The sequence below is a fragment of the Enterobacter sp. 22452 genome (genome assembly GCF_052045065.1).
Classification (GTDB): Bacteria; Pseudomonadota; Gammaproteobacteria; order Enterobacterales; family Enterobacteriaceae; genus Enterobacter; species Enterobacter mori.
On the sequence record NZ_JBQEOB010000005.1, the window covers coordinates 438,549 to 457,817 of the forward strand.

A 19,269-nucleotide genomic window follows, 5' to 3' on the forward strand; every position below is an offset into this window, starting at 1 on the left:
CGCCTCGCAGCTTTTGGCCTGGGTTTTTGAAGAGCAAGCGGGCCATGTGCGTACGGTCTGCGGGTTTCGCAACCGGCCAGGTAACCTTTCTGTCATTGCAGAACTGATACCCAGGGTTTCCTGCTACCGTTAAAAGTAATGCTCTGTGTGTGAGGTTGAATGCAGGGTGATTCAGATGTCTGCTCCGTAATGAGTACCGCATAAAATTTTTATCGCTCTATACTTCAGGTTCACGTTTATAAAACGTTCCATCGACTCAACACAAAAAGGTTACGTTATGACTACAAATCTTGTAAATAACGGTGATTTTGAAAGTAGTGGCGGCAGTCTCACATCCTGGCAGTTCACCTCTTCCGGTTCGGGTGTGAGTGGAGACTCGGAAGACATTACGATTACGAATAATTACTGCAGTATCGCCACGACTGAGTCTGTTTATCAGAATGTTCCGGTGTCGGCAAATGAAAGCTATGCACTCACTTTTGACTCACGGGGCGTGGTGAACGGCACCGTTGCACTGATGCTGACAAACTCCAATACCACCTACTGGAGTTCGCCATTTAATGGCGCCAGAAATACGGACTGGACAGAGGAGAACTTCGCTTTTTCTGTGGATCCTGCATGGGCGGGTCCATTCGTACTTCATTTTCATGCCGAATACAGTGCAACAGGTACCGACAGCGTCGAAATCGATAATGTAGTCCTGACACAGAACTAAAAAAAAGTATCAGTCCTTAAGCCACCTTATTCAAGGTCTGATGTTTAACAGAGAACAACCAGCGGAGCAGACGTCAGTCATTCTGACGTCTGCTAAAAGATGATGAACTGATAACATGCAGGATATGAGCGAGAACGCTATAGACAACTAATAAAATTTAACATTGCGGGCAGCCTGCCGGCCATCCTGCTTAGCCCGGCGCTTATCCACCCGGCAGTCACGATTACTTTTCTCATCGTCAAGCAGGCAGTTGTTTTTATTCTGACGGGCTTCCTGACGCTTATCTTAGACTCATCACTGGTAAGTAAATGTTGCCACGATGACGGCGGAAATGGTGCCGGGTGTGACTCCACCGGCATTGGAGTAAGCCCGGGCTTTGAGGTTATAGGTATAGGTGTGGTCGCTAAGAATAACCCCAGTAAACGATTTACCATTGCCAAATTGATCTCCACCGCTGCCCTGTAACTGTACCGCCACATTAGTTGCTGTGCCCGTGTTTTTATACTGGTCGGCCGGATTATCGCCATCCGGTGTCCCGCTGAAGGTAATGGTTGCTTTGGTGGTGCCTGCAGGACAACTCCCAAGGGTTATCTGGAAAGCCGTCCAGTCAGATGCGGCACCCGCCGTTGCCAGGCTGGAAGCCTGAATGTTTTGCCCGAGGTCGACGGGGATATCCGCGGGGGAAGTAACGGTACAGGGAGAGGCAACGACTTTTCCGGTGACGTTAATGGCGACGTTATCTGCGGCCTGCGCGGCCACGGCAGTCACTAACAGGAAGACAGTAATAAGCTGAGTAAGTTTGAACATGTTTTTCTCGCGACAATAATAAGTTTGTTAATAATGTGACCATTTCCTGCGACAGTTTTTACTGTCCTGAAAGATACGACAAACGGTCCCGGGTTACTGGTAGGTAAAATCCAGGCTGACAACTGCCCCGAATGTTCCCAGCGTGGCCCCGCCGGTCGGGGAGTAAATCCGGGCTGACAGCGGGAATACCGCGGTATGGGTTGCTGAGTCCACGTCCACCTTCATGGTGCTGCCGTTGCCGTAGTTGGTAGTACGGGCCGCCAGCTGCAGGGAGACATTCTGTGCATCCCCGGTGTTTTTATAGGTGGTGTTATCCTTGTCATCCGGCGTGCCGGTGAATTTCACCGTGACGCTCTGCAGGTAAGCCGGGCAGGCGCTCAGGTTCAGATTAAAATCCACCCAGTCACTGCCGGTCCCCGCATCCGCCATGCTGTGCGCCTGGGTTTTGGGCAGTGTGACCTGTTTATCCACCGTATCGCTGTCAATGGTGCAGGATGCCGCGACGACAATCCCGCTGATGTTGATACTCGGACCCTCTGAAGCCTGACTGCTCCCTGAGGCCAGCGCCAGACAGGTGGCGAGCAGGACAGGAAACAGCCCTTCTGTTTTTCTCATAATAAAAGCCTTCATCTGCTGTCACTGATAGGTCAGGGACAGGGTTGCCGACGTGCTGGCATCGCCTGGCGTGACCGTCGTTTTGGTCTGGTAATACCGGGCGGTGATCGGGAAGGTTTCCTGACCGCCTGCCGACTGTTTCAGCACCATGTTTTTACCGATTTCCAGCGGGGAGCCGTTATACAGCAGCTGCACACCCAGCCCGCCGGAAACACCTGAACTTCCCTGGTTGTCGAGCGCCAGTACACTCGTTGCCGAAGCGTCCGGGTTCTGGGTAGCATTGAGCTGAACATTAATATTCGCCCCCGCATCACAGTTCAGGCCCAGATTCTGGGTGCTGGTTTCAGCGGGAGTAAAGCCGACCGTGGTGCCGAATTCGGATACGGGGATATTTCCCAGAGGAAATGTGAGTGTTGGCGTTAATATACTACAGGCTAAAGTATTGACGACTAGTGATGACATCATAACAATAGGCGCTGACGGCTGTGTAAAATCGCTGTAATATGTCGACATACCTTGAGCGATTGTTCCTCCATTGATTGCGCCGCTTTTGGATTCCATATATTTTACGAATGCAACCTCAACTTTAAGGCCTGTTGTGTAACTGCGGCCTTTGTTTATAGTATATCCTGCTGATATGCCGCTAAATGATGTGGAATCAGGTTCAGCTACCATTCCTTGCCAACTCGAATCCCAGCCACCATCTGTGTAAGATTCTCTTCCTGATGATTTGATAATAAACCCTATGCCGTCTACATTTGTTTTATATATTTTAAACTCCAGCCCATCGGTACTTACGGTTTGATTTAGAGGTGTTGATATTGCAGCGACAGCCTCCGTCATAAGAGGCTCACTACTACTAAATTGGCAAGTGGTATAAGGATAGGCCTCGGCAGAATACCATGGTGTTATTATTGTTCCAACTGGAGCATCCCGTTGCACGCTATACGCCCCAGAAACATTTATATTTAACGTAACTGGCACTTGGCATTCACTGGCATATACAACGTTCATCTTAGACATAACTAAATATAGTAAAAACACCAAAACCATTCGTCCTAACCCTGATGGTTTACATGTATTTTCCATGCCCATATTTCGTGGGGGATTAGTTATACTGATTGATTTCATTTTCATAGGGATTTCTTATTTTAAAAGCAGCGAGAATTTATTAATTGAATACCGGAAGCGAATTGATTTTTTGTCAATGAGTACTTCACCCTGCATTTCTGACTGGTGTCGTTACCCCATCGGGCATTCAATCCCCCATCATCTACAAGACCCGCCAAATAAACCTGGCCCGAATCCCCGACAATAAAGCCCTGACTGTCATCACTCCCTTCCACTGTCACCGTCGCCCCGAACGGCACCGGTTTCCCGTCAGGTCGGGTCAGGGTCATCAGCACCCGGTTCCCCACATTCGCCTTGTAGTCCGCCCGCACGATGGCGCCACGCGTCGGGACCACGGTCCGGGTGGTGAGCTCGAGGTCCACATCGTCCGGCAGGGTTTGTGTGTCCAGGACGATATCGTTTTTGCGGTACGGCGAGATATTGCTCACCACGGTGTAACCCCGGAAGTCGGTTTTCACTCCCGTCTGGTTTGACACGCCCACCCCACCGGCACCCGGCGCTTTCACCAGGGCAATGGTCTCGCCGAATGGCTGAGCCAGGGTCACGCCATCGCCGTGCACCAGAATGCCGCCCGAGACGCCGTAGTTCAGGCGCTCGCTGCTGTCGTCATAGCTGTAGCCGCCGTTGACCTCGCCATAGGTGCCGCGATAGTCCGCATTGACGTTGCTGCTGTAGCCCACATCGTCGGTCCCGTAACCCTGCTGCACGTTCCAGCTCAGGGTATTGTTTTCCAGCGCCGTGCCGTTCAGGCCAACGCTGTGCGTGGTGTTGCCTTCCTTACTGGTGTTCATGCTGTAGCTGGCGTAGGTGTTCCCCAGCAGTTTATCCAGTGGGATGCTGACGTTGAGGGCCACCATCTGGTCCTTATCGTAGGTCTTGTCGCTATCCTGACCGCTGACCTGCCCATTGCGGCTGTAGGTGTAGCTCAGCCCCCAGGAAATACTGTGCCATGAATTGTTGTAGCTCACGCTGTAGGATTCCATGGATTTCGCGTCATCCCAGTAATTCTCTTTTATCGCACTGCCGGTCAGGGAACCCCGGCTTTCCCCCAGCGACTGGCTGATGGTCAGCTCGGCACGGTTGCGGCGGCGCTCCTGCAGGGCGCTGTCATCACCGTACGAGTCCAGCACTTCCTGCATGCCGTAGTAGCCCGCGGTCGAGTAGCGGTAACCGGCAATCGAAAAGTTGGTGCCCGTTTCCACAAAGTTTTTGCTGTAGCGGATTCGCCAGGACTGGCCGCTCTCCTTGTCCATGTCTTTCGGCGTGGACCAGGCCTGGGTCACGTCGGTGGAAATCGCACCAATATCCCCCATGTTTTTGCCGACGCCGAGCGCCAGTGACTGGTACTTGCTGGCCTCCTGCAGGCCACCATAAAGGGTAAAGCCATGGGGCAGACCGTAAATCGCGGTCCCCTGTGCCAGCGGGGTTTTATCCACGCTGCTGTTATAGGAGCGGTACTGCCCGCCGGTCAGGCTGTATTTCAGATGCCCTTCACGCTGTAGTACGGGCACAGAGGCGAAGGGCACGACAAAATTTTGCTCACTTCCGTCAGCTTCCTTCACAGTGACGTTGAGGTCGCCGGAGCCACCGGTCGAGTACATGTCGGTGATTTCAAATGCACCAGGTGAGACATAGCTCTGGTAAATCACATAGCCATTCTGGCGGATGACCACCTGGGCGTTAGTCCGGGCAATGCCGCGCACGACGGGAGCGTACCCCTTCAGGCTGTCCGGCTGCATGTCATCGTCAGACGCCAGCTGGCCGCCGCGAAACGGAATGCTGTCGAACACATCGGACGGGGACGAACTGCCACCCACGGTGAGCTGACTTTTCAGTGCCACAATGTTGCGCTGGAGGTAGGTGTACACCGTATCCCATTTGTCCACCCCCTCCGAGCTGCGACTCCAGGTGGTGTAGTTGCGCACACGCCACGGGCCGAGATTTAACCCCGGACGCAGGTTGGCGTACTGGCTGTTGCTGTTCTGGCCATTGCCGTCACGGGCCCAGGTGTTGTCCCCGCTGAGGCTGTAGTTCAGCAACAGCGCGGTAATCCCCTCATCCCACATGTCAGGTGCCACATAGCCACGGGCCTGCGGTGACATCGCCGCCTGCGGAATACTCAGCGTCAGCTTCTGTGCACCAAATAAAAACTCGCTCTTCGCATCCGGAATGGCAGATAAATCCGCACACTCGCCGGCGTTTCCCAGTGCGGGAAATAAGGCGGTCTTCACGCCCCAGCTTTGCAGCTGACCGGGGGTCAGGCACGGCAAAAGAATACTGTCTCCGGCGGCGTTTATTGCCGCCTTAAATTCCACCTCGCGGGTGTCCACAGCCTGGTCATTAACAATGATATCCACACGGTATTTCCCCGGTGCCTGCGTCCCCTCTTCAAAAGAAGAGAGGTCAGCACCCTTCATCGCCGGGTTATCCACTTCCAGCAACGCCGGGTTAAAATACTCACGGGTAAAACCTGTCTGGGTATATCCCGATACCGCCAGGGCTATCAGGCAGGCGAGCTGACCCCGCCTGAAAGACACAGGTTTTATAAAAGACGTCATGACTGTCATACTCCACTGAAGGTGCCGGCGCCGGTTAAACCAGAACGCCCCTGCAAAATAACTGAAAATGCTGGATGTTAAACGGATGCCGGGTGTGACTGGCCCACGCCGCCGTAATCATTAATGATTTTGAACGTCACCGCCCCCCCCCGTGACGCCCGGCGGCAGGTCAAACCGGGCAGAGGTCCCTGGCGCCACCCAGGTCGCATCCGGGACTTTTTTCCCGCCGACGGTGATTTCATTGAAGTTCATGTAATACGGGGTCGGGTTAGTCACCTGGAGTTGATTACCGCTACGCTGCCAGGTTAATTTTCCGGACTGTTCTTCCGGGGTTGTTCCTTTTAATTCTGCCGGGCGATAAATTAATTTGATGCGGGTTTTCACGGCAATCTGCAGCGTATTGTCTTTTTTCTCTGCCGACGGAATAGATTTAACATTCAGCCAGTACATCGCTTCTTTGGTTTCCGGTAAATTACCGGCGCGAACAATACGCATGACGTTCTGCTGGCCGTGGTCAAGGCGATACAGGGGCGGCGTAATAATAAAGGGAGCTTTCTCAGCGCCACCGTCAGGCATATCCACCCATGACTGGATAAGATAGGCAATATTATCCGGGTTATTGACGCTCAGTGAAGCTTCCTTTTTTCCGCCATCATAAATAACACGCGTGCCACCAATGACCACGCCAGCGCTGGCATTCAGGGACGTCAGTCCGGCCATGGCCAGTAAACTCATCAGCAGTGTTTTATGGAGCATTTTCATTACAGTACCTTTAAAAAATGGGCGAGCGGGATGCCCGCCTGAGAAGACTTAATAAGACGATATCAGTTATAGTTCAGGGTGAACTGGGTCACTGAATTAGCAGGACCGGCGGTCACCGCTGCCCCTTTCTGAATATAACGTGCGACGAACGGCAGGACGTTATCACCGGCCACCAGGGTGTAGCTCGGGGATGGAGTGAAGAGAGAGATGACATTCTGTGCGGCATCGGAAATCTGGACGCCCACGCCGGTCGCCACGCCTTCATCGGCGGTCAGGGCCAGCGCCGTGTCATCCCCGGCATACGCAATGCCGTCGAACATCACCGTGGTGCTGGTGACGGTATCCGGACAATCCGTCAGATTGAGTTTGAAGCTGTGAGCGGATGCGGTGGAGCCGACACCGGTAAAGGCGGTTTTCGCCACCTTACCCAAATCCACAATCATGGTATTGTCGGTACCAATATCAACGGTACAGGCCGAATCAAGAATTTCACCGGTGAAATTAATTGTTCCATCCGATGCCTGCGCTAATGATGTTAATAGCGATGCTGCAACACCTAAAGCTGCAAGTGTAATTCCCTTGTTCATATATACTCCGAAATGAAAGATGAATAATAAATCACAAAGAGAACAATATTAAATTAAAAAATATTTAATCATTCTCGATGACGTCATCATCTCTATTCATATCCGTTTACACTATGCGCTATCAGTCTCAGATGAGATTGCAGAGATGTTTTTTAGCCATCCCCCCGTCTCATTTGAGACAGGGTCTATTTCCTCATAATATTCTGACTCGCTATACTCGATGTTCCTCCGGTCAAATATATCTTCAGGACAACAAAATGATAAAAAACACCCTCCAGCAGACAGAACCTGCCTGCGTCCTTTCTTCCTATGATGAATTCTGTGAATGGTATCTGAAACGCTATGATTTCAGCATGTTTGCAGAGTCTGAGATTAGCCAGTTACTTGAAGAAGTGAAGCCCGACATTTATCCGTGCGTTCCTTTTACTGTCGGAGAAGACAATGAGACCATTTTTGTCGAGGTGACGCAGGTGGAGTCGTGGTTTCATACACTGACTCAATCCGATGCTGAGGGGGCCACATTACCGTCAGTCGTTGCGGATACTCCGGATATCCCTGAATAATGACTATACTCAGTTCTGTTACAGCCACCAGGTCACGCCTTATGAGTCAGTCTGATGAAAACCGCCCTGCGTATACTAAACCCGGCTCTGCCTATGCCGCTATCCTGATTAACAGGCTCAGTGAATACGTGGAGTTTAAAACCTATCCCAAAGGTTCACGCTTCACCATTAATGCCACGCAGATATCCACTGCCTATCTCATCCGTCAGGGCACCGTGTCACTCAGCCGTTTTCCCGACGATATCATGCTCGGTATGCTGACTGCACCTTCGATCCGCGGCACTATCCCCATGCCGGATGACAGCAAAGCCTGGTGCATCCTGAAAGTTCTCGAACCTTCTGAGATCGCCAAAATTAACACTGAGAAATTTTACGCCCTGCTCGGTGAGTTACAGCTCTGGGAAGTTTATGCCCGGCACCTTCAGTTGACGGCAACGGCCCTTACTGAGCACTTATTCAAGCTTATTTCACCGACCCTTTATAACGTGGTACGGCTACAGCTGTTAGAGCTGATGGCAGAACCACCGGGGATACGGGAATCCATGACCGCCGAACTGTATATTCGCAGCAAAACCCGTATTTCCCGCGCCTCTGTGATGCGTATTCTGGCAGAACTGAAATCCAGCGGAAGCATTGTGATAAAAAATGGCATTCTTAAAGAAATTTTACACTTACCCGAATGACGTCAGGGAATTGTATAAACCCGCCCTGGCAAAATTCAGTGTGGCGTCATCCATCCATTCCTGTAACGAAACTAATAAAATAACCGCCCATGCAACTCGTTAAGCCTACTGAAGAGATCTGTTCATTACTGTCAGTCCTTCTTCCCCATACCACTCCGCTTTTTGCAATGCCAAATCAGCGCTTTCATTTCCACAGAGACGGACGCATGCTCTGTTATCTGATAGATGGAGGATGTCTGGCTGTTCATCGTTCTGACAGTAGTGTCATCAGTACCGTCAGCGGTCCGTTCATTTTGGGGTTGAGTCATCTGCATTTACCCTCTGATACGTGTTATCTGAGAACTCATGAAGCAATGAATATTTCAGTCATGCCTGTGGACGAGGTGCTGGAAAAACTCAATGAATATGGCATGTGGCGAGAGTTGTCACATCTGCTTATGTTCATCAGTGGGCAGTATCTTCGACGGGATGTTCGTACGGCGACGTCTTCATCGTACGAGAAAATCAGGACAGCGATGATCGATCTGGATAATGAGCCCGAAGCCATCAGGAAAAAAACCACGACTGCCAGTTACATTCAGGAACGGACCCACCTTTCACGCAGCCATATTATGAAAATTATCCGTGAGTTAAAAAAAGGGGGTTACATTGCAACCAGTCGGGGAATACTGCTGAGCATTAGCCAGCTCCCGGTGAAATTTTAGCCTTATATGGCATAAAACTGCCCCTCAGCGTAAAAGCTAATTCCCCGGCGGTAAATTATTGTCACCATGACAACCGGTATAGCTCTTTTTATAGCGTGCAAATAGTCGCCGGGTATGTGTACTCATTGCGACTATTACCAGTAATCACGGTGCTGAAACAATATCAATAACATATCGCCCACCCCCATTTTTCATCTCCTCTGAATCCAGCACTAAGTAGATGATGTCATGGTGCGTGCATTTTGGGAGTCAACGGCACTCGCAACCAATGATTATCTGGAAAAAAGAAATCAGAAGTAGACCGGAAGCATAGTATGAAGATTACTTCATACATTTAATCCTAAGGGTTCATTAAAATAACCTTAGCGTGGGATATTTTCCGTTTCCCAAGCGGACCCCTATACGCGCCTCGTTGCCGCAGGAAAACCCAAAAAGGTTGCACTGACCGCCTGCATCAGAAAACTACTGACCATCCTGAACGCAATGCTGAAAAACAATGAAGCATGGGATCCGTTGTATCACCAACATGCTTCGTAATCGGGTTCGAAGACAGTTGCTATGCTCAAACTATAGGGCAGGATCGTCTACCGGGGCGGGGTCAGTCCATTGCCAGAGCACAAGGTGTTTTAACAAATCAAAAGGGGTTTCAATAACTGGCCCAAAGCTTTACTGAAACCCCAACCCAGTTGGGGGCTTTCAATGGCACAAAAAGCTGGCGAAAAAACTCGCCAGCCACTTTATGGTCTCAAGAACGTTACCGACGCCTGTGCACTTTTACCCTGATATTCAGCAGTTACAACGTTATTGCCAAAAGACGTACTGGTATATGTCATTGTGGCCACACCATTTACATCTGAAACTGATGTCGTTGCCGTAGGTGTAGCCGATCCCTGGATTGTCTTCCATGTAACCGTTGCGCCGGGGATACCATGACCATTTATATCCTGAACCTGGGCCTTAAACTCAGCAGGTGTAACACCATCTGCCGGGATAGTATTCAGCGGTTCAGAGACCATAACGACCAGAGCTAGTGTCTGAGGAACAAAAGTTACAACCTGAGTCTTTGTAACATTTCCTGATTTGACAGTCATCGTGACATCTTCAGGCATCCGATCTGTCAGGGTCACGAGGAATGTTCCTGTTATACCTGTGGTTGCGGGAGAAGGGGAAGTTAATACCGCTTGCCCACTTAAACTGGCTTCAACCGATACGTTGCTTACAGGGGTACCGCTTGTGTCCAGTATTGTTGCAGTTGCCTGGTTCGTATCAATACCATCAGATATCGCATTATTGTTATCCACAACAATGGATATGCTTCCAATCACCTGGCCGGTGAAGGAGACAACCCGGTTACCGTCAACGCCGCCCGTGCTGGCCGTCAGGGTCGACTGGCCGGCGGTGGTGCTGGTGAAGGCCGCAGTGGCCACCCCGCTGGCATTGGTCTGCACAGTGGTGGTGCTGGTCTGGGCGCCGTTGCTGGCGCTCCAGGTGACGGTGGCACCGTCCACCGGATTACCGTGAGCATCGGTGACAGTGGCGGTGGCGGTGATCGCATCCGTCCCGTCCGCCGCCGCGGTGGTTTTGTCGGTGGCAACCGCCACGCTGGCAGCCTGGCCGGCGGTGAAGGAGACGGCCCGGTTACCGTCAACGCCGCCCGTGCTGGCCGTCAGGGTCGACTGGCCGGCGGTGGTGCTGGTGAAGGCCGCAGTGGCCACTCCGCTGGCATTGGTCTGCACAGTGGTGGTGCTGGTCTGGGCGCCGTTGCTGGCGCTCCAGGTGACTGTGGCACCGTCCACCGGATTACCGTGAGCATCGGTGACAGTGGCGGTGGCAGTGATCGCATCTGTCCCGTCCGCCGCCGCGGTGGTTTTGTCGGTGGCGACCGCCACGCTGGCAGCCTGGCCGGCGGTGAAGGTGATCGTTCCCGTTGCAGTTTTGTCGCCAGCTGATGCGCTCAAAAGTACAACTTCAGGTTTGCTATCGCTGAGACTAACGGTTGCTACGCCCTGAGCATTTGTCAGGGAGTCCGGTGCACTCAGTTTTGCATTACCGGTCGCTGTCCAGTGAACCTGGTATCCTGCAACAGGTTTACCTGAATCATCAGTTACCAGAGCCTGTGCTGTATCCTGAGTTACACCGTCCGCGATAACGCTGGGACTTGCAATTGACAAGACAATGCTGGCAACACTTTGTTGCCCCACAAAAGTTGAGGTGACTGATTCACTTTTTCCTGCTGCAGTGGCTTTCAGTATGACATTCCCTGCCGTACTATTACTGAAATGCACTGTTGCAGTGCCCTGATTGTTTGTTCTACTGTCACTGCTAACAATAACTGCACCGTTATCAACATTCCAGTCAACCTGAACGCCGGATATAACGTTACCATCAGTATCTTTCACTGTAACTTTACCGGCATTCTGAGCATTTCCGTCCGCCTGCATATTATTCTGGGTAAGTTCAAGGCCCAGTGAAGCAACAGCGGGAACAAAAGATGAACTGATCTTCTGAGTCACAGCCCCCGAAGATGCCAGGACGTTCACCTGTTCAGCTTCTGTGTTTGTTAACTGAACAACCGTCTGACCGTTTTTATCTGTGATCCCGGAAGATGTACTGAGTTTCGCATGCCCCTCGGTACTCCAGTTGATCACTGCGTTTTGCACCGGAGTCCCATTCTGGGATATAGCCTGGACGGTGATGATATTGGTCGTCACACCATCCGCAGGGCTATTATCCTTTATGCTGTTGAGCTTCAGCTCTGCAACTGCACCCTTTTGTGTTTTTTCTTTATATTGCAGAATAATCTCATTATTTCTGTCAACCAGATCATAGCGGCTACCATCAATTCGTCGCAAAGCATCAACTTCTGCCGGGGAGATCTGATTTTGCCATGACTGACCAAAGCTATAGCGAAAGTTTAGGTTAAAACGGGTTTCATCGGTAGAATCCTGTCCATGTCTGTAGTCGATACCAGCTGTTATCAAAGGGAACGGCGTGTAGTTCAGACCAACGGTCATTGCTGAAGGGTTATCCTGCAGATGATCTTTGTCAAATAATGCCACACGGTTGCCATAATATTTTTCATACATAACCCTGGCGCCAAGCTGTGGGAATGAAGGAATATATCCGTCGACCCTTACATCAAACCCATTAGCCGGTTTTTCATAAAAATTATTGAAATCACGTGAGTTATGCCAGTTGCTGACACCAATATAAGTGTTTGCCGAGAATTTGAGATAATTTGCCCATGCTTCGGCACCAAAGCCAATACGCTGATTGCGTCCAGTAAAATCGTTGTCAAAAAAAACATTCCCGCCGTACATCCAGCTTTCTGTCAGTGTTCTTATACCAACACCAAGGTTGCCCGTGGTTCTTCCATTGGGTGATCTTAACCCTAGTTGGGTGAAAAAATAGGCTTGTTTACTGGTGTAAACTGGTGCCAGAAGATCGATCGAACTGTCATCAAAGTTTCCATGTTCGTCGACATTGATTTTGACTTCTGCTGTACCAAATTGCTGTAACCAATGTTCAACTGTATCAGTGGCATAGCTTCTTGCCATTGATGTCGCAACTGTTGATCCCGATTGTGTTACGGGCGAAACACGCGTATCCACGTTTTGAGGAACAGAAGCATGGGCAACAGACCCCAGCATCAAAAGTACTAAGTGGGGGAAGATCTGCATGCAGATCATTACGTAAGATATCATCTTTCGGTATATAAAATTATTTTTCATAAGAATAACGGCAGTTTTCCTGTGTACGAAATAGAATAAGAATATATTTAAGATAGTACCAACTCAGCAAAACATAAAAAAACAATAAAAATGCATCCATATTTGGATGTTAACGTATTCACTGAAACATCAATCAATTACTCCAATAGGCTTCTTTTCTGGCACACTCTATATGCAAAAATGACGCATTCTAATTTCAATTACTCTGTACTCTGTACTCTGTACTCTGTCATGTATGACATACCGGTGATTTTCACCAGAGGTACAAAAACATGTGTCGTGACCGTTCATCATGTCACACATTCATTGTTGAGCGATACAGATTATGAAGATTGTTTTTAATTTTCAACGGGGTGTTTCTTTCTCCGGATACCGGAAAAAATCCACCGGTCAGAAAATTGATTTACTGGATTATTGCTCAATACTTAAGACTCATTTGGCCGGCAAGTCAGAAACGTGCAAGGGCCTAATTCATCACCAACAGGATTAATATCATGCCAAATCAAATTGCTGTTACTATCGACCCAGTCAGTATCCCTGATGACAATACAACACCCGCAACAGTGAGTGCGCTTCTGACCAGCGATGGAACAACCCCTGTAACAACTGCAACGACTGTCAATTTTTCTGTCACCCCCGGCATTGGTTGTTCGTTGTCTGCAACATCAGGAACAACTGATACGACATCAGGGATTGCATCAGTTACAGCAACCTGCATCATTCCGGGGGATTATACCATCACGGCGACTGAGAGTGATGACATCTCAGTAACGGGGGATGCGGTGCTCACTGCAGTACCTGAAACAACGATCATCCTGACACCCGATCCGCTTATTACCACCCTGAACGGTACGGTTACGTTGACGGTAACACTGCTTGACTCCAGTGGAAATCCAGTCGACGGGAAAACAGTCGACTGGTCAGTCGATGCTGGCGGCCTTTACATTATAACCAGTGATTCATCTTCAGTGACAGACGCTGCTGGTACTGCTACTGTTACTGCAACCTGTTCAAATGCAGGGGTGGCCGGAATTATCACTGCGAAAGTAGATGCCCGGACATCTGCATCCTGTAATGTGTTTTTTAGCAGCCCGACAGTACCAGTGGTTTCAATTCTCAATGCCGATGACGATCACACCCTGAATGCTGACGAAATTAAACTGGGTGTCCAGTTGTATATTAATGATCCGGGTAAGGGACCTTACTCCAGCGGGGACTTTGTGACGCTTTACTGGACGGAAGGGGCGGATATCATTGATTCCAGACAGTATCCGGTCGACTCCACAACAAAATTCCCTATTTCAGTAAACATTTCATCTGAGTTTAATTCCGCGTGTTTATATAATGGCCAGTATTCAGTGTTCTATGTTTTTGAAGATGCAAACCAGAACACGCACTGTTCACAAAACTTTGCCCTGACCGTCGATGGTGTAACACCACCGGCAACACTGCCTGCACCTTCCTTCCCGGAAGCGACCAACAACACGATTAATGCGAATGCGGCAGCCGGCGGGACAAATATGCGGATCAGCTATTCCGGTATGGCGGCGGGGGATATTGTGCTCGCCTCCTGGCAGGAATACTCGTCTACCGGTGTCCCTGTTTCGGGGTCAGAAACAAGCACCTCTATTACCGTTAAATCTACTGATGTGACGCTCAGATTCTGTACCTTCATTATTGATCAGGAATATATTACTGCAGTACGTACCAGTGGTACCGCTCAGGGGTCTTATACCGTTCAGCGTTCTGGCACAGGAAATCCGGAGAATTCAGCGACGGCTACCGTCAATGTTGACTTAATTTAACCCTTACATGAAGTGCCGCCGGATATGGCGGCACTTCATGGCAAGGACCAACTCCGGGATTTATATATGAATGAAAAAATCTCGTCATCACTGACTCCTGATAATCAGGTTAACAACAATTTACCGTTGTCGGATGATTATATTATTGCAGGTGTTACCGCGTCGCCTGTCGTAACCAGTCCGGGAACGACAGTTGTCCTGACCGCCGTTGTTCAGACATCTGATGGTTTACCGGTTTCGGGTATGAATGTTATATGGGAACTTGTTTCCGGACAGCTCTATATCACACTGTCAGGCAATGCATCTGTGACGGATGCCGCTGGCTCAGCCACCATTCAGGCTACGGCGGATTCACCTTCAGGCGGGATAGTCAGGGCCAGGGCAGGAACAATAACCTCGGACTGCAGTATCCATTTCAGCGATCCTCTGCTTGGTGCGCCCGTGGTTGTCAATGCAGAAACGGACCATCAGCTGGATGCATATGAAATTTCATTAGGGGTGACGGTTTATGTACCGGAGCCTGCCGCTTATTTTAAACCCTTACCCGGGGAGCTTATTGTTTTTTACTGGGATGGGCTGGCAAGTAAAACATACGTGATACAGGATCCTCCCGTTTTCCCTTTATCAATAGATGCAACAGCCGCTTTGCCTGCATCCTGTTTTTATAATGGTCATTATGAGCTGTTTTATGATTATATCGAGCAGTCACAAAATATTCACAGTTCGCTCCCCTTTACAGTAGAAATCGTCGGATGTCCCCCTCCGGCCACGCTGCCTGCTCCTGTTTTCCCTGATGCCGATTCAACTAATACGATCAGTTATGCCTCGGTCGTGGCAAATAACGGCACCGCTCTGGAGGTGGTTTACCCGGGCATGGCTGAAGGTGACACCCTTACCGCAACATGGTTTGGGTTTAAGGATTCGCCCGATACGCCAATCCCCGGAACGCAGTGGACGGACACCCGGACCGTGACCACCGGTGAGGTTGTCGCTCAAAAAGCCGTTTTTCATATACCGGAATCGAACATCCTGCCTGTCGGTAACGGACAGGGAGAGGGGCAGTATCATGTGACTGACCTTCAGGGGAAAACGGCACTTTCCCTTCCCGGAGATGTGAATATCAGCGGTGAGCTGGCAATGAACTGCAGTACTGGTGCGCCGGTGTTTATTCCGGCGGTGCCAGTTCGTCCCGTCAATTCGATCAACCTGACAGGCCCTGCCAGTGCAGCCGTTGAATTAACCATTCTGGCCCCGACATCGGCATGTTTTTATCCCGACGGGCAGGACACGCAGCTCATCACACTGGATGATACCGGATATGGCGTGGCGCAAATCTATGACTTTTCGGCTGAATCAGTACAGATACAGGCCAGTTTAATCAGTAAACCCGGCGTAACCGCGAATGTCAGTATGCGGTTTCTTGACTGGTTGCCAGGCCGGGGTGATTTGCTCAGTTACGGGGTGTCAACAGGCTCACGGGCTGACGGTCGCAGTGTCTGCAGCGTGTACCTGCAGACAACGTACAGCTCAACGGCAACGGTCGCGAGGCTGACGCTTACGGGAAACACGCACGCCATCATCACCCAGAGCAATGCTACAACCGCAGTTAATGACGTGAAAGACTCTCATGCCTGTGCATTTGATATAACCGATACCGTGCCAGAAACGGTGGCCTTCACACTGTCCTTACCGGAGATACCCGGCTCTGACATCAGTGGTTCACTGGTGTTTATATAGTAAAAAAATAAAACACTAAATATTATGTGGAGATATACCGATGACCAGTAATGTAGCCGCAGGAAAAAGCCTGCTTTATTACAAAGAAACCGATTTCGTGGGTGCCCCGGACAGCATTGACCATGGCGGGACGGGAGTGATTGCCGCCAGCACCAGCAACTGGAACTACCTCTCCGTGGCGATGACCACCATGTACTCTTATGCCTGGAGTAAGGTCGATACTGCCGACGCCTCCCTTAGCTATCTTAACCATATTGAAGAGGTCTGCTCCGCACAGTTCGCGGATTTACAGCAGCTCTACCCGGCTCAGGATCAGTTCCCGCTCCAGTACCTGGGGATTGACCCGGATGCCGCCGTGCTGGTCTGGCTGGATATTGACGCCGCACAAACGGCCCCCAACGCGGTGGCATCCTCCGCGCTGGTAGGTGGTAGTTCACAGAGCGTCACCACGCTGTCCCTGCCGGGTCGGCCTGCCGCGCTGGGGTTTGTTGCTCCCACGAACGGAAGCTCAGTGGTCGCCTCCTGTCGCTACGGTGATTACGATGCCACCACCGGGACTGTCGCCTGGACCGGTACCGGCACGCTCGTTGTGGAGTATCAGAATAATGCCGTCACACTGATTAACGCGGGGGGATTCCCGGCGAACTGGGTCTTCTCAGACCCGGTGCTGAAAGGGGACGGAACCTGGCACACCACGCTTGGCGGCGGCACGCCGGCCACGGACACCATCAGCAGCCTGACATCTGATAAAACGGTGATTGCCAACAACGGGACAGATACGGCTACCCTGACGGCAACCGTTACCGACGGCGCGGGACAGCCCGTTGCCGGCGTGACTGTCAACTGGACGACATCTCAGGGTAATCTGGGCGCCAGCGCCTCGCAGACCGGAGCAAACGGTCAGGCCATCACCACGCTGACCGATACCGGCGGTACCGGCATCGCCACCGTAACGGCCAGTATTACCGGCAGCCTCCGCTCCGTGGATATCACGCTGTCCTCTCAGTCCGCCGGCCTGACGCTGTATCAGACTATCAGTTACGGTGGTAACAGCGAACCTCTGGCTATTGAGAACAGCGAACAGCTGCGTAATGCCGTGTCTCAGTGGGCCTGGCAGTCCGTCCGACTGAACGGCGAGCACCTGTTTGGTCATACGCTGATTGCAGACCGGACGGCATTCGATTTTAGAACCTACCGGGACAGCTACGATGTCAGCGATAACGCTGACCTGACGGCCTGGTATCCCCAGCTTCTGTCCTCCCCTGCCGTGCAGGGCACTGCCCTGGGCGGGGATGACGTGGTGGTCAGGGTGTTGCTGTTCCCCGCTGACCGCAGCCAGTCTGTGGTGGCAACGGCAACACAGTCCTGGCCAAAAGTGACAGAAACGGCCAGCGTGTCAAATGGCCTGCAGACGGTGGAGGGCGTACTGGTCATCCTGAACAAAAAACAGGGACTGACCACGGTTTCGCTGAACGTGGGGAGTCTGGATACCACTACCGGCCTGGTGACGTGGCAGTTCACTTCGTCACTCACCGCCTCCTGGAATGAAGATAAACAGGTTCCGGAGGTCAGACTGGGTGCCGATGCGCCGTCTGACTGGACGCTGTACCCGCCGCAGGCTACGGACAAAACCGGGGAGTACAAATCCATTCTGGCGCTCTCTGCCAGCGCGGTGACGCCGGTGATTGATTCCCTGCAGCGTGACAAAACATCCATTCTCAATAATGGTACGGACTACGCCACCCTGACCGCCGTAGTGAAGGACTCCGTGACAGGTACGGTGCTCAGCGGTGTGCAGGTGAGCTGGACGAAAACCCTGGGGACGCTCAGTGAGACCACGACGACCACGGATGCAAACGGCAAAACCAGTGTGACCCTGAGTGACACCGGGGATACCGGTAGCTCCACCGTAACGGCCAGTATTACCGGCAGCAGCCAGTCGGTTGACGTGCTGATTACGGCTGTCGCTGCCGGGGCCATGCTGTACCAGTCCATGAACTATGGCGGTACCAGCGAGACGCTGGCGACAGGCAGCAGTGAGATGCTGCGCAGTCCGCTGTATCAGTGGAGCTGGCAGTCAGTGAAACCCGGAAGCAGCCATCTGTTCGGGCATACGCTGACGGGGGATATTACCGCCTTCGATTTCCGGACATACCGGGACAGTTATGACGTGACGGACAACCCGGACCTGACGGCAAACTACCCGGTGGTGGCGGGGGCGGCAGTGCAGGGAACGAGCCTGGGAAGCGACGACGTGGTGGTCCGGGTGACGCTGGTGCCGTCAGACCGGAGTCAGTCGGTGGTGGCCGTGGCGCAGCAGAGCTATCCGGGGAGCATCGTCGCAGAATATCTGGCCAGCGTCACCGACGGCGTTCTGACGCAGGCGGGCGTCCTGGTGGTGATGAACAAAAACCAGGGGCTGAGGACGTTCCCGCTGAAGGTGGGGGCGCTGGATACGACCACGGGGCTGGTGAGCTGGCAGACCACCACGTCGCTGATAGCGACCTGGAACGGGACGTCGCAGTTACCGGAGGTGATACTGGGGAGCGACGCGCCGGCTGACTGGAAGCTGCTGCCGCCGCAGGCCACGGATAAGGCCGGGGAGTATAAATCCATACTGGCACTCTCCGCCAGCGCCGTTGAGCCGGTCATCGATTCCCTGACCAGCGATAAAGCATCCATCACGAACGACGGGACGGACTACGCTACACTGACCGCCGTGGTGAAGGACTCTGTGACGGGTACGGTGCTCAGCGGTGTGCAGGTGACCTGGGCGACGACGCTGGGGACGCTCAGTGCGACAACCTCCACCACGGATGCGAACGGAAATACCAGCGTGACCCTGAGCGATACCGGCGATACCGGAACGGC

Annotated in this window: 13 protein-coding genes and 2 pseudogenes; 8 read left to right on the forward strand and 7 right to left on the reverse strand. The window is 51.8% G+C overall.

Features of this window, described 5'->3' with window-relative positions; all coding sequences use genetic code 11:
- The first annotated feature begins 277 nt into the window (after positions 1-277).
- The gene (locus tag ACTJJA_RS17145; protein ID WP_440668767.1) at positions 278-715 is read left to right on the forward strand and encodes a hypothetical protein; all 438 of its coding nucleotides are present in this window, start codon (positions 278-280) and stop codon (positions 713-715) included.
- Positions 716-1,009: 294 nt separating this feature from the next.
- Here the strand turns inward: ACTJJA_RS17145 and ACTJJA_RS17150 are convergent, their stop codons facing one another.
- The 6 genes and pseudogenes from ACTJJA_RS17150 to ACTJJA_RS17175 all read right to left on the reverse strand — a co-directional run bounded on the left by ACTJJA_RS17150 (position 1,010) and on the right by ACTJJA_RS17175 (position 7,175).
- Positions 1,010-1,522, reverse strand: coding sequence for a fimbrial protein (locus ACTJJA_RS17150; protein ID WP_440668768.1), 513 nt, complete (start codon positions 1,520-1,522; stop codon positions 1,010-1,012).
- Between the two features lie 93 nt (positions 1,523-1,615).
- Complete coding sequence (locus ACTJJA_RS17155; protein WP_440668769.1) at positions 1,616-2,137, reverse strand: fimbrial protein; 522 nt, start codon at positions 2,135-2,137, stop codon at positions 1,616-1,618.
- A gap of 21 nt (positions 2,138-2,158) precedes the next feature.
- Positions 2,159-3,274, reverse strand: a complete 1,116-nt coding sequence (locus ACTJJA_RS17160) for a fimbrial protein (RefSeq protein WP_440668770.1) — start codon at positions 3,272-3,274, stop codon at positions 2,159-2,161.
- A 14-nt stretch (positions 3,275-3,288) separates the two neighbouring features.
- Positions 3,289-5,826, reverse strand: coding sequence for a fimbria/pilus outer membrane usher protein (locus tag ACTJJA_RS17165; RefSeq protein WP_440668771.1), 2,538 nt, complete (start codon positions 5,824-5,826; stop codon positions 3,289-3,291).
- Positions 5,827-5,903: 77 nt separating this feature from the next.
- Positions 5,904-6,588 (reverse strand): annotated as a pseudogene (locus tag ACTJJA_RS17170) (fimbrial biogenesis chaperone).
- 62 nt (positions 6,589-6,650) lie between these two features.
- On the reverse strand, positions 6,651-7,175 hold the full coding sequence (locus ACTJJA_RS17175) for a fimbrial protein (protein WP_440668772.1): 525 nt from the start codon (positions 7,173-7,175) through the stop codon (positions 6,651-6,653).
- Between the two features lie 257 nt (positions 7,176-7,432).
- Between ACTJJA_RS17175 and ACTJJA_RS17180 the strand changes: the two genes are divergently transcribed.
- From ACTJJA_RS17180 to ACTJJA_RS17195, 4 genes and pseudogenes are all read left to right on the forward strand, one after another.
- Positions 7,433-7,738, forward strand: coding sequence for a hypothetical protein (locus tag ACTJJA_RS17180; RefSeq protein ID WP_440668773.1), 306 nt, complete (start codon positions 7,433-7,435; stop codon positions 7,736-7,738).
- Positions 7,739-7,779: 41 nt separating this feature from the next.
- Positions 7,780-8,421 carry a helix-turn-helix domain-containing protein gene (locus ACTJJA_RS17185; RefSeq protein WP_440668774.1) on the forward strand — a complete coding sequence of 214 codons (642 nt, stop codon included), beginning with the start codon at positions 7,780-7,782 and terminating at the stop codon, positions 8,419-8,421.
- Between the two features lie 89 nt (positions 8,422-8,510).
- On the forward strand, positions 8,511-9,125 hold the full coding sequence (locus ACTJJA_RS17190; RefSeq protein ID WP_440668775.1) for a helix-turn-helix domain-containing protein: 615 nt from the start codon (positions 8,511-8,513) through the stop codon (positions 9,123-9,125).
- A gap of 399 nt (positions 9,126-9,524) precedes the next feature.
- Positions 9,525-9,662 (forward strand): annotated as a pseudogene (locus ACTJJA_RS17195) (IS110 family transposase); the annotation flags it as partial.
- A 200-nt stretch (positions 9,663-9,862) separates the two neighbouring features.
- Here the strand turns inward: ACTJJA_RS17195 and ACTJJA_RS17200 are convergent.
- Positions 9,863-12,856, reverse strand: coding sequence for an Ig-like domain-containing protein (locus ACTJJA_RS17200; protein WP_440668776.1), 2,994 nt, complete (start codon positions 12,854-12,856; stop codon positions 9,863-9,865).
- A 494-nt stretch (positions 12,857-13,350) separates the two neighbouring features.
- Between ACTJJA_RS17200 and ACTJJA_RS17205 the strand changes: the two genes are divergently transcribed.
- From ACTJJA_RS17205 to ACTJJA_RS17215, 3 genes are all read left to right on the forward strand, one after another.
- Entirely contained in the window at positions 13,351-14,661 is a 1,311-nt protein-coding gene (locus tag ACTJJA_RS17205) for an Ig-like domain-containing protein (RefSeq protein WP_440668120.1), read from the forward strand.
- A gap of 66 nt (positions 14,662-14,727) precedes the next feature.
- Positions 14,728-16,398 carry an Ig-like domain-containing protein gene (locus ACTJJA_RS17210; protein ID WP_440668118.1) on the forward strand — a complete coding sequence of 557 codons (1,671 nt, stop codon included), beginning with the start codon at positions 14,728-14,730 and terminating at the stop codon, positions 16,396-16,398.
- A gap of 40 nt (positions 16,399-16,438) precedes the next feature.
- A partial coding sequence (locus ACTJJA_RS17215; protein ID WP_440668116.1) for an Ig-like domain-containing protein occupies positions 16,439-19,269 on the forward strand: 2,831 nt, incomplete at its 3' end.

Excerpts from the sequence above, each read along its gene's own strand:
- ACTJJA_RS17145 (WP_440668767.1), top strand. The coding sequence starts at position 278 with ATGACTACAAATCTTGTAAATAACGGTGATTTTGAAAGTAGTGGCGGC.
- ACTJJA_RS17150 (WP_440668768.1), bottom strand. The coding sequence starts at position 1,522 with ATGTTCAAACTTACTCAGCTTATTACTGTCTTCCTGTTAGTGACTGCC.
- ACTJJA_RS17155 (WP_440668769.1), bottom strand. The coding sequence starts at position 2,137 with ATGAGAAAAACAGAAGGGCTGTTTCCTGTCCTGCTCGCCACCTGTCTG.
- ACTJJA_RS17160 (WP_440668770.1), bottom strand. The coding sequence starts at position 3,274 with ATGAAAATGAAATCAATCAGTATAACTAATCCCCCACGAAATATGGGC.
- ACTJJA_RS17165 (WP_440668771.1), bottom strand. The coding sequence starts at position 5,826 with ATGACGTCTTTTATAAAACCTGTGTCTTTCAGGCGGGGTCAGCTCGCC.
- ACTJJA_RS17175 (WP_440668772.1), bottom strand. The coding sequence starts at position 7,175 with ATGAACAAGGGAATTACACTTGCAGCTTTAGGTGTTGCAGCATCGCTA.
- ACTJJA_RS17180 (WP_440668773.1), top strand. The coding sequence starts at position 7,433 with ATGATAAAAAACACCCTCCAGCAGACAGAACCTGCCTGCGTCCTTTCT.
- ACTJJA_RS17185 (WP_440668774.1), top strand. The coding sequence starts at position 7,780 with ATGAGTCAGTCTGATGAAAACCGCCCTGCGTATACTAAACCCGGCTCT.
- ACTJJA_RS17190 (WP_440668775.1), top strand. The coding sequence starts at position 8,511 with ATGCAACTCGTTAAGCCTACTGAAGAGATCTGTTCATTACTGTCAGTC.
- ACTJJA_RS17200 (WP_440668776.1), bottom strand. The coding sequence starts at position 12,856 with ATGAAAAATAATTTTATATACCGAAAGATGATATCTTACGTAATGATC.
- ACTJJA_RS17205 (WP_440668120.1), top strand. The coding sequence starts at position 13,351 with ATGCCAAATCAAATTGCTGTTACTATCGACCCAGTCAGTATCCCTGAT.
- ACTJJA_RS17210 (WP_440668118.1), top strand. The coding sequence starts at position 14,728 with ATGAATGAAAAAATCTCGTCATCACTGACTCCTGATAATCAGGTTAAC.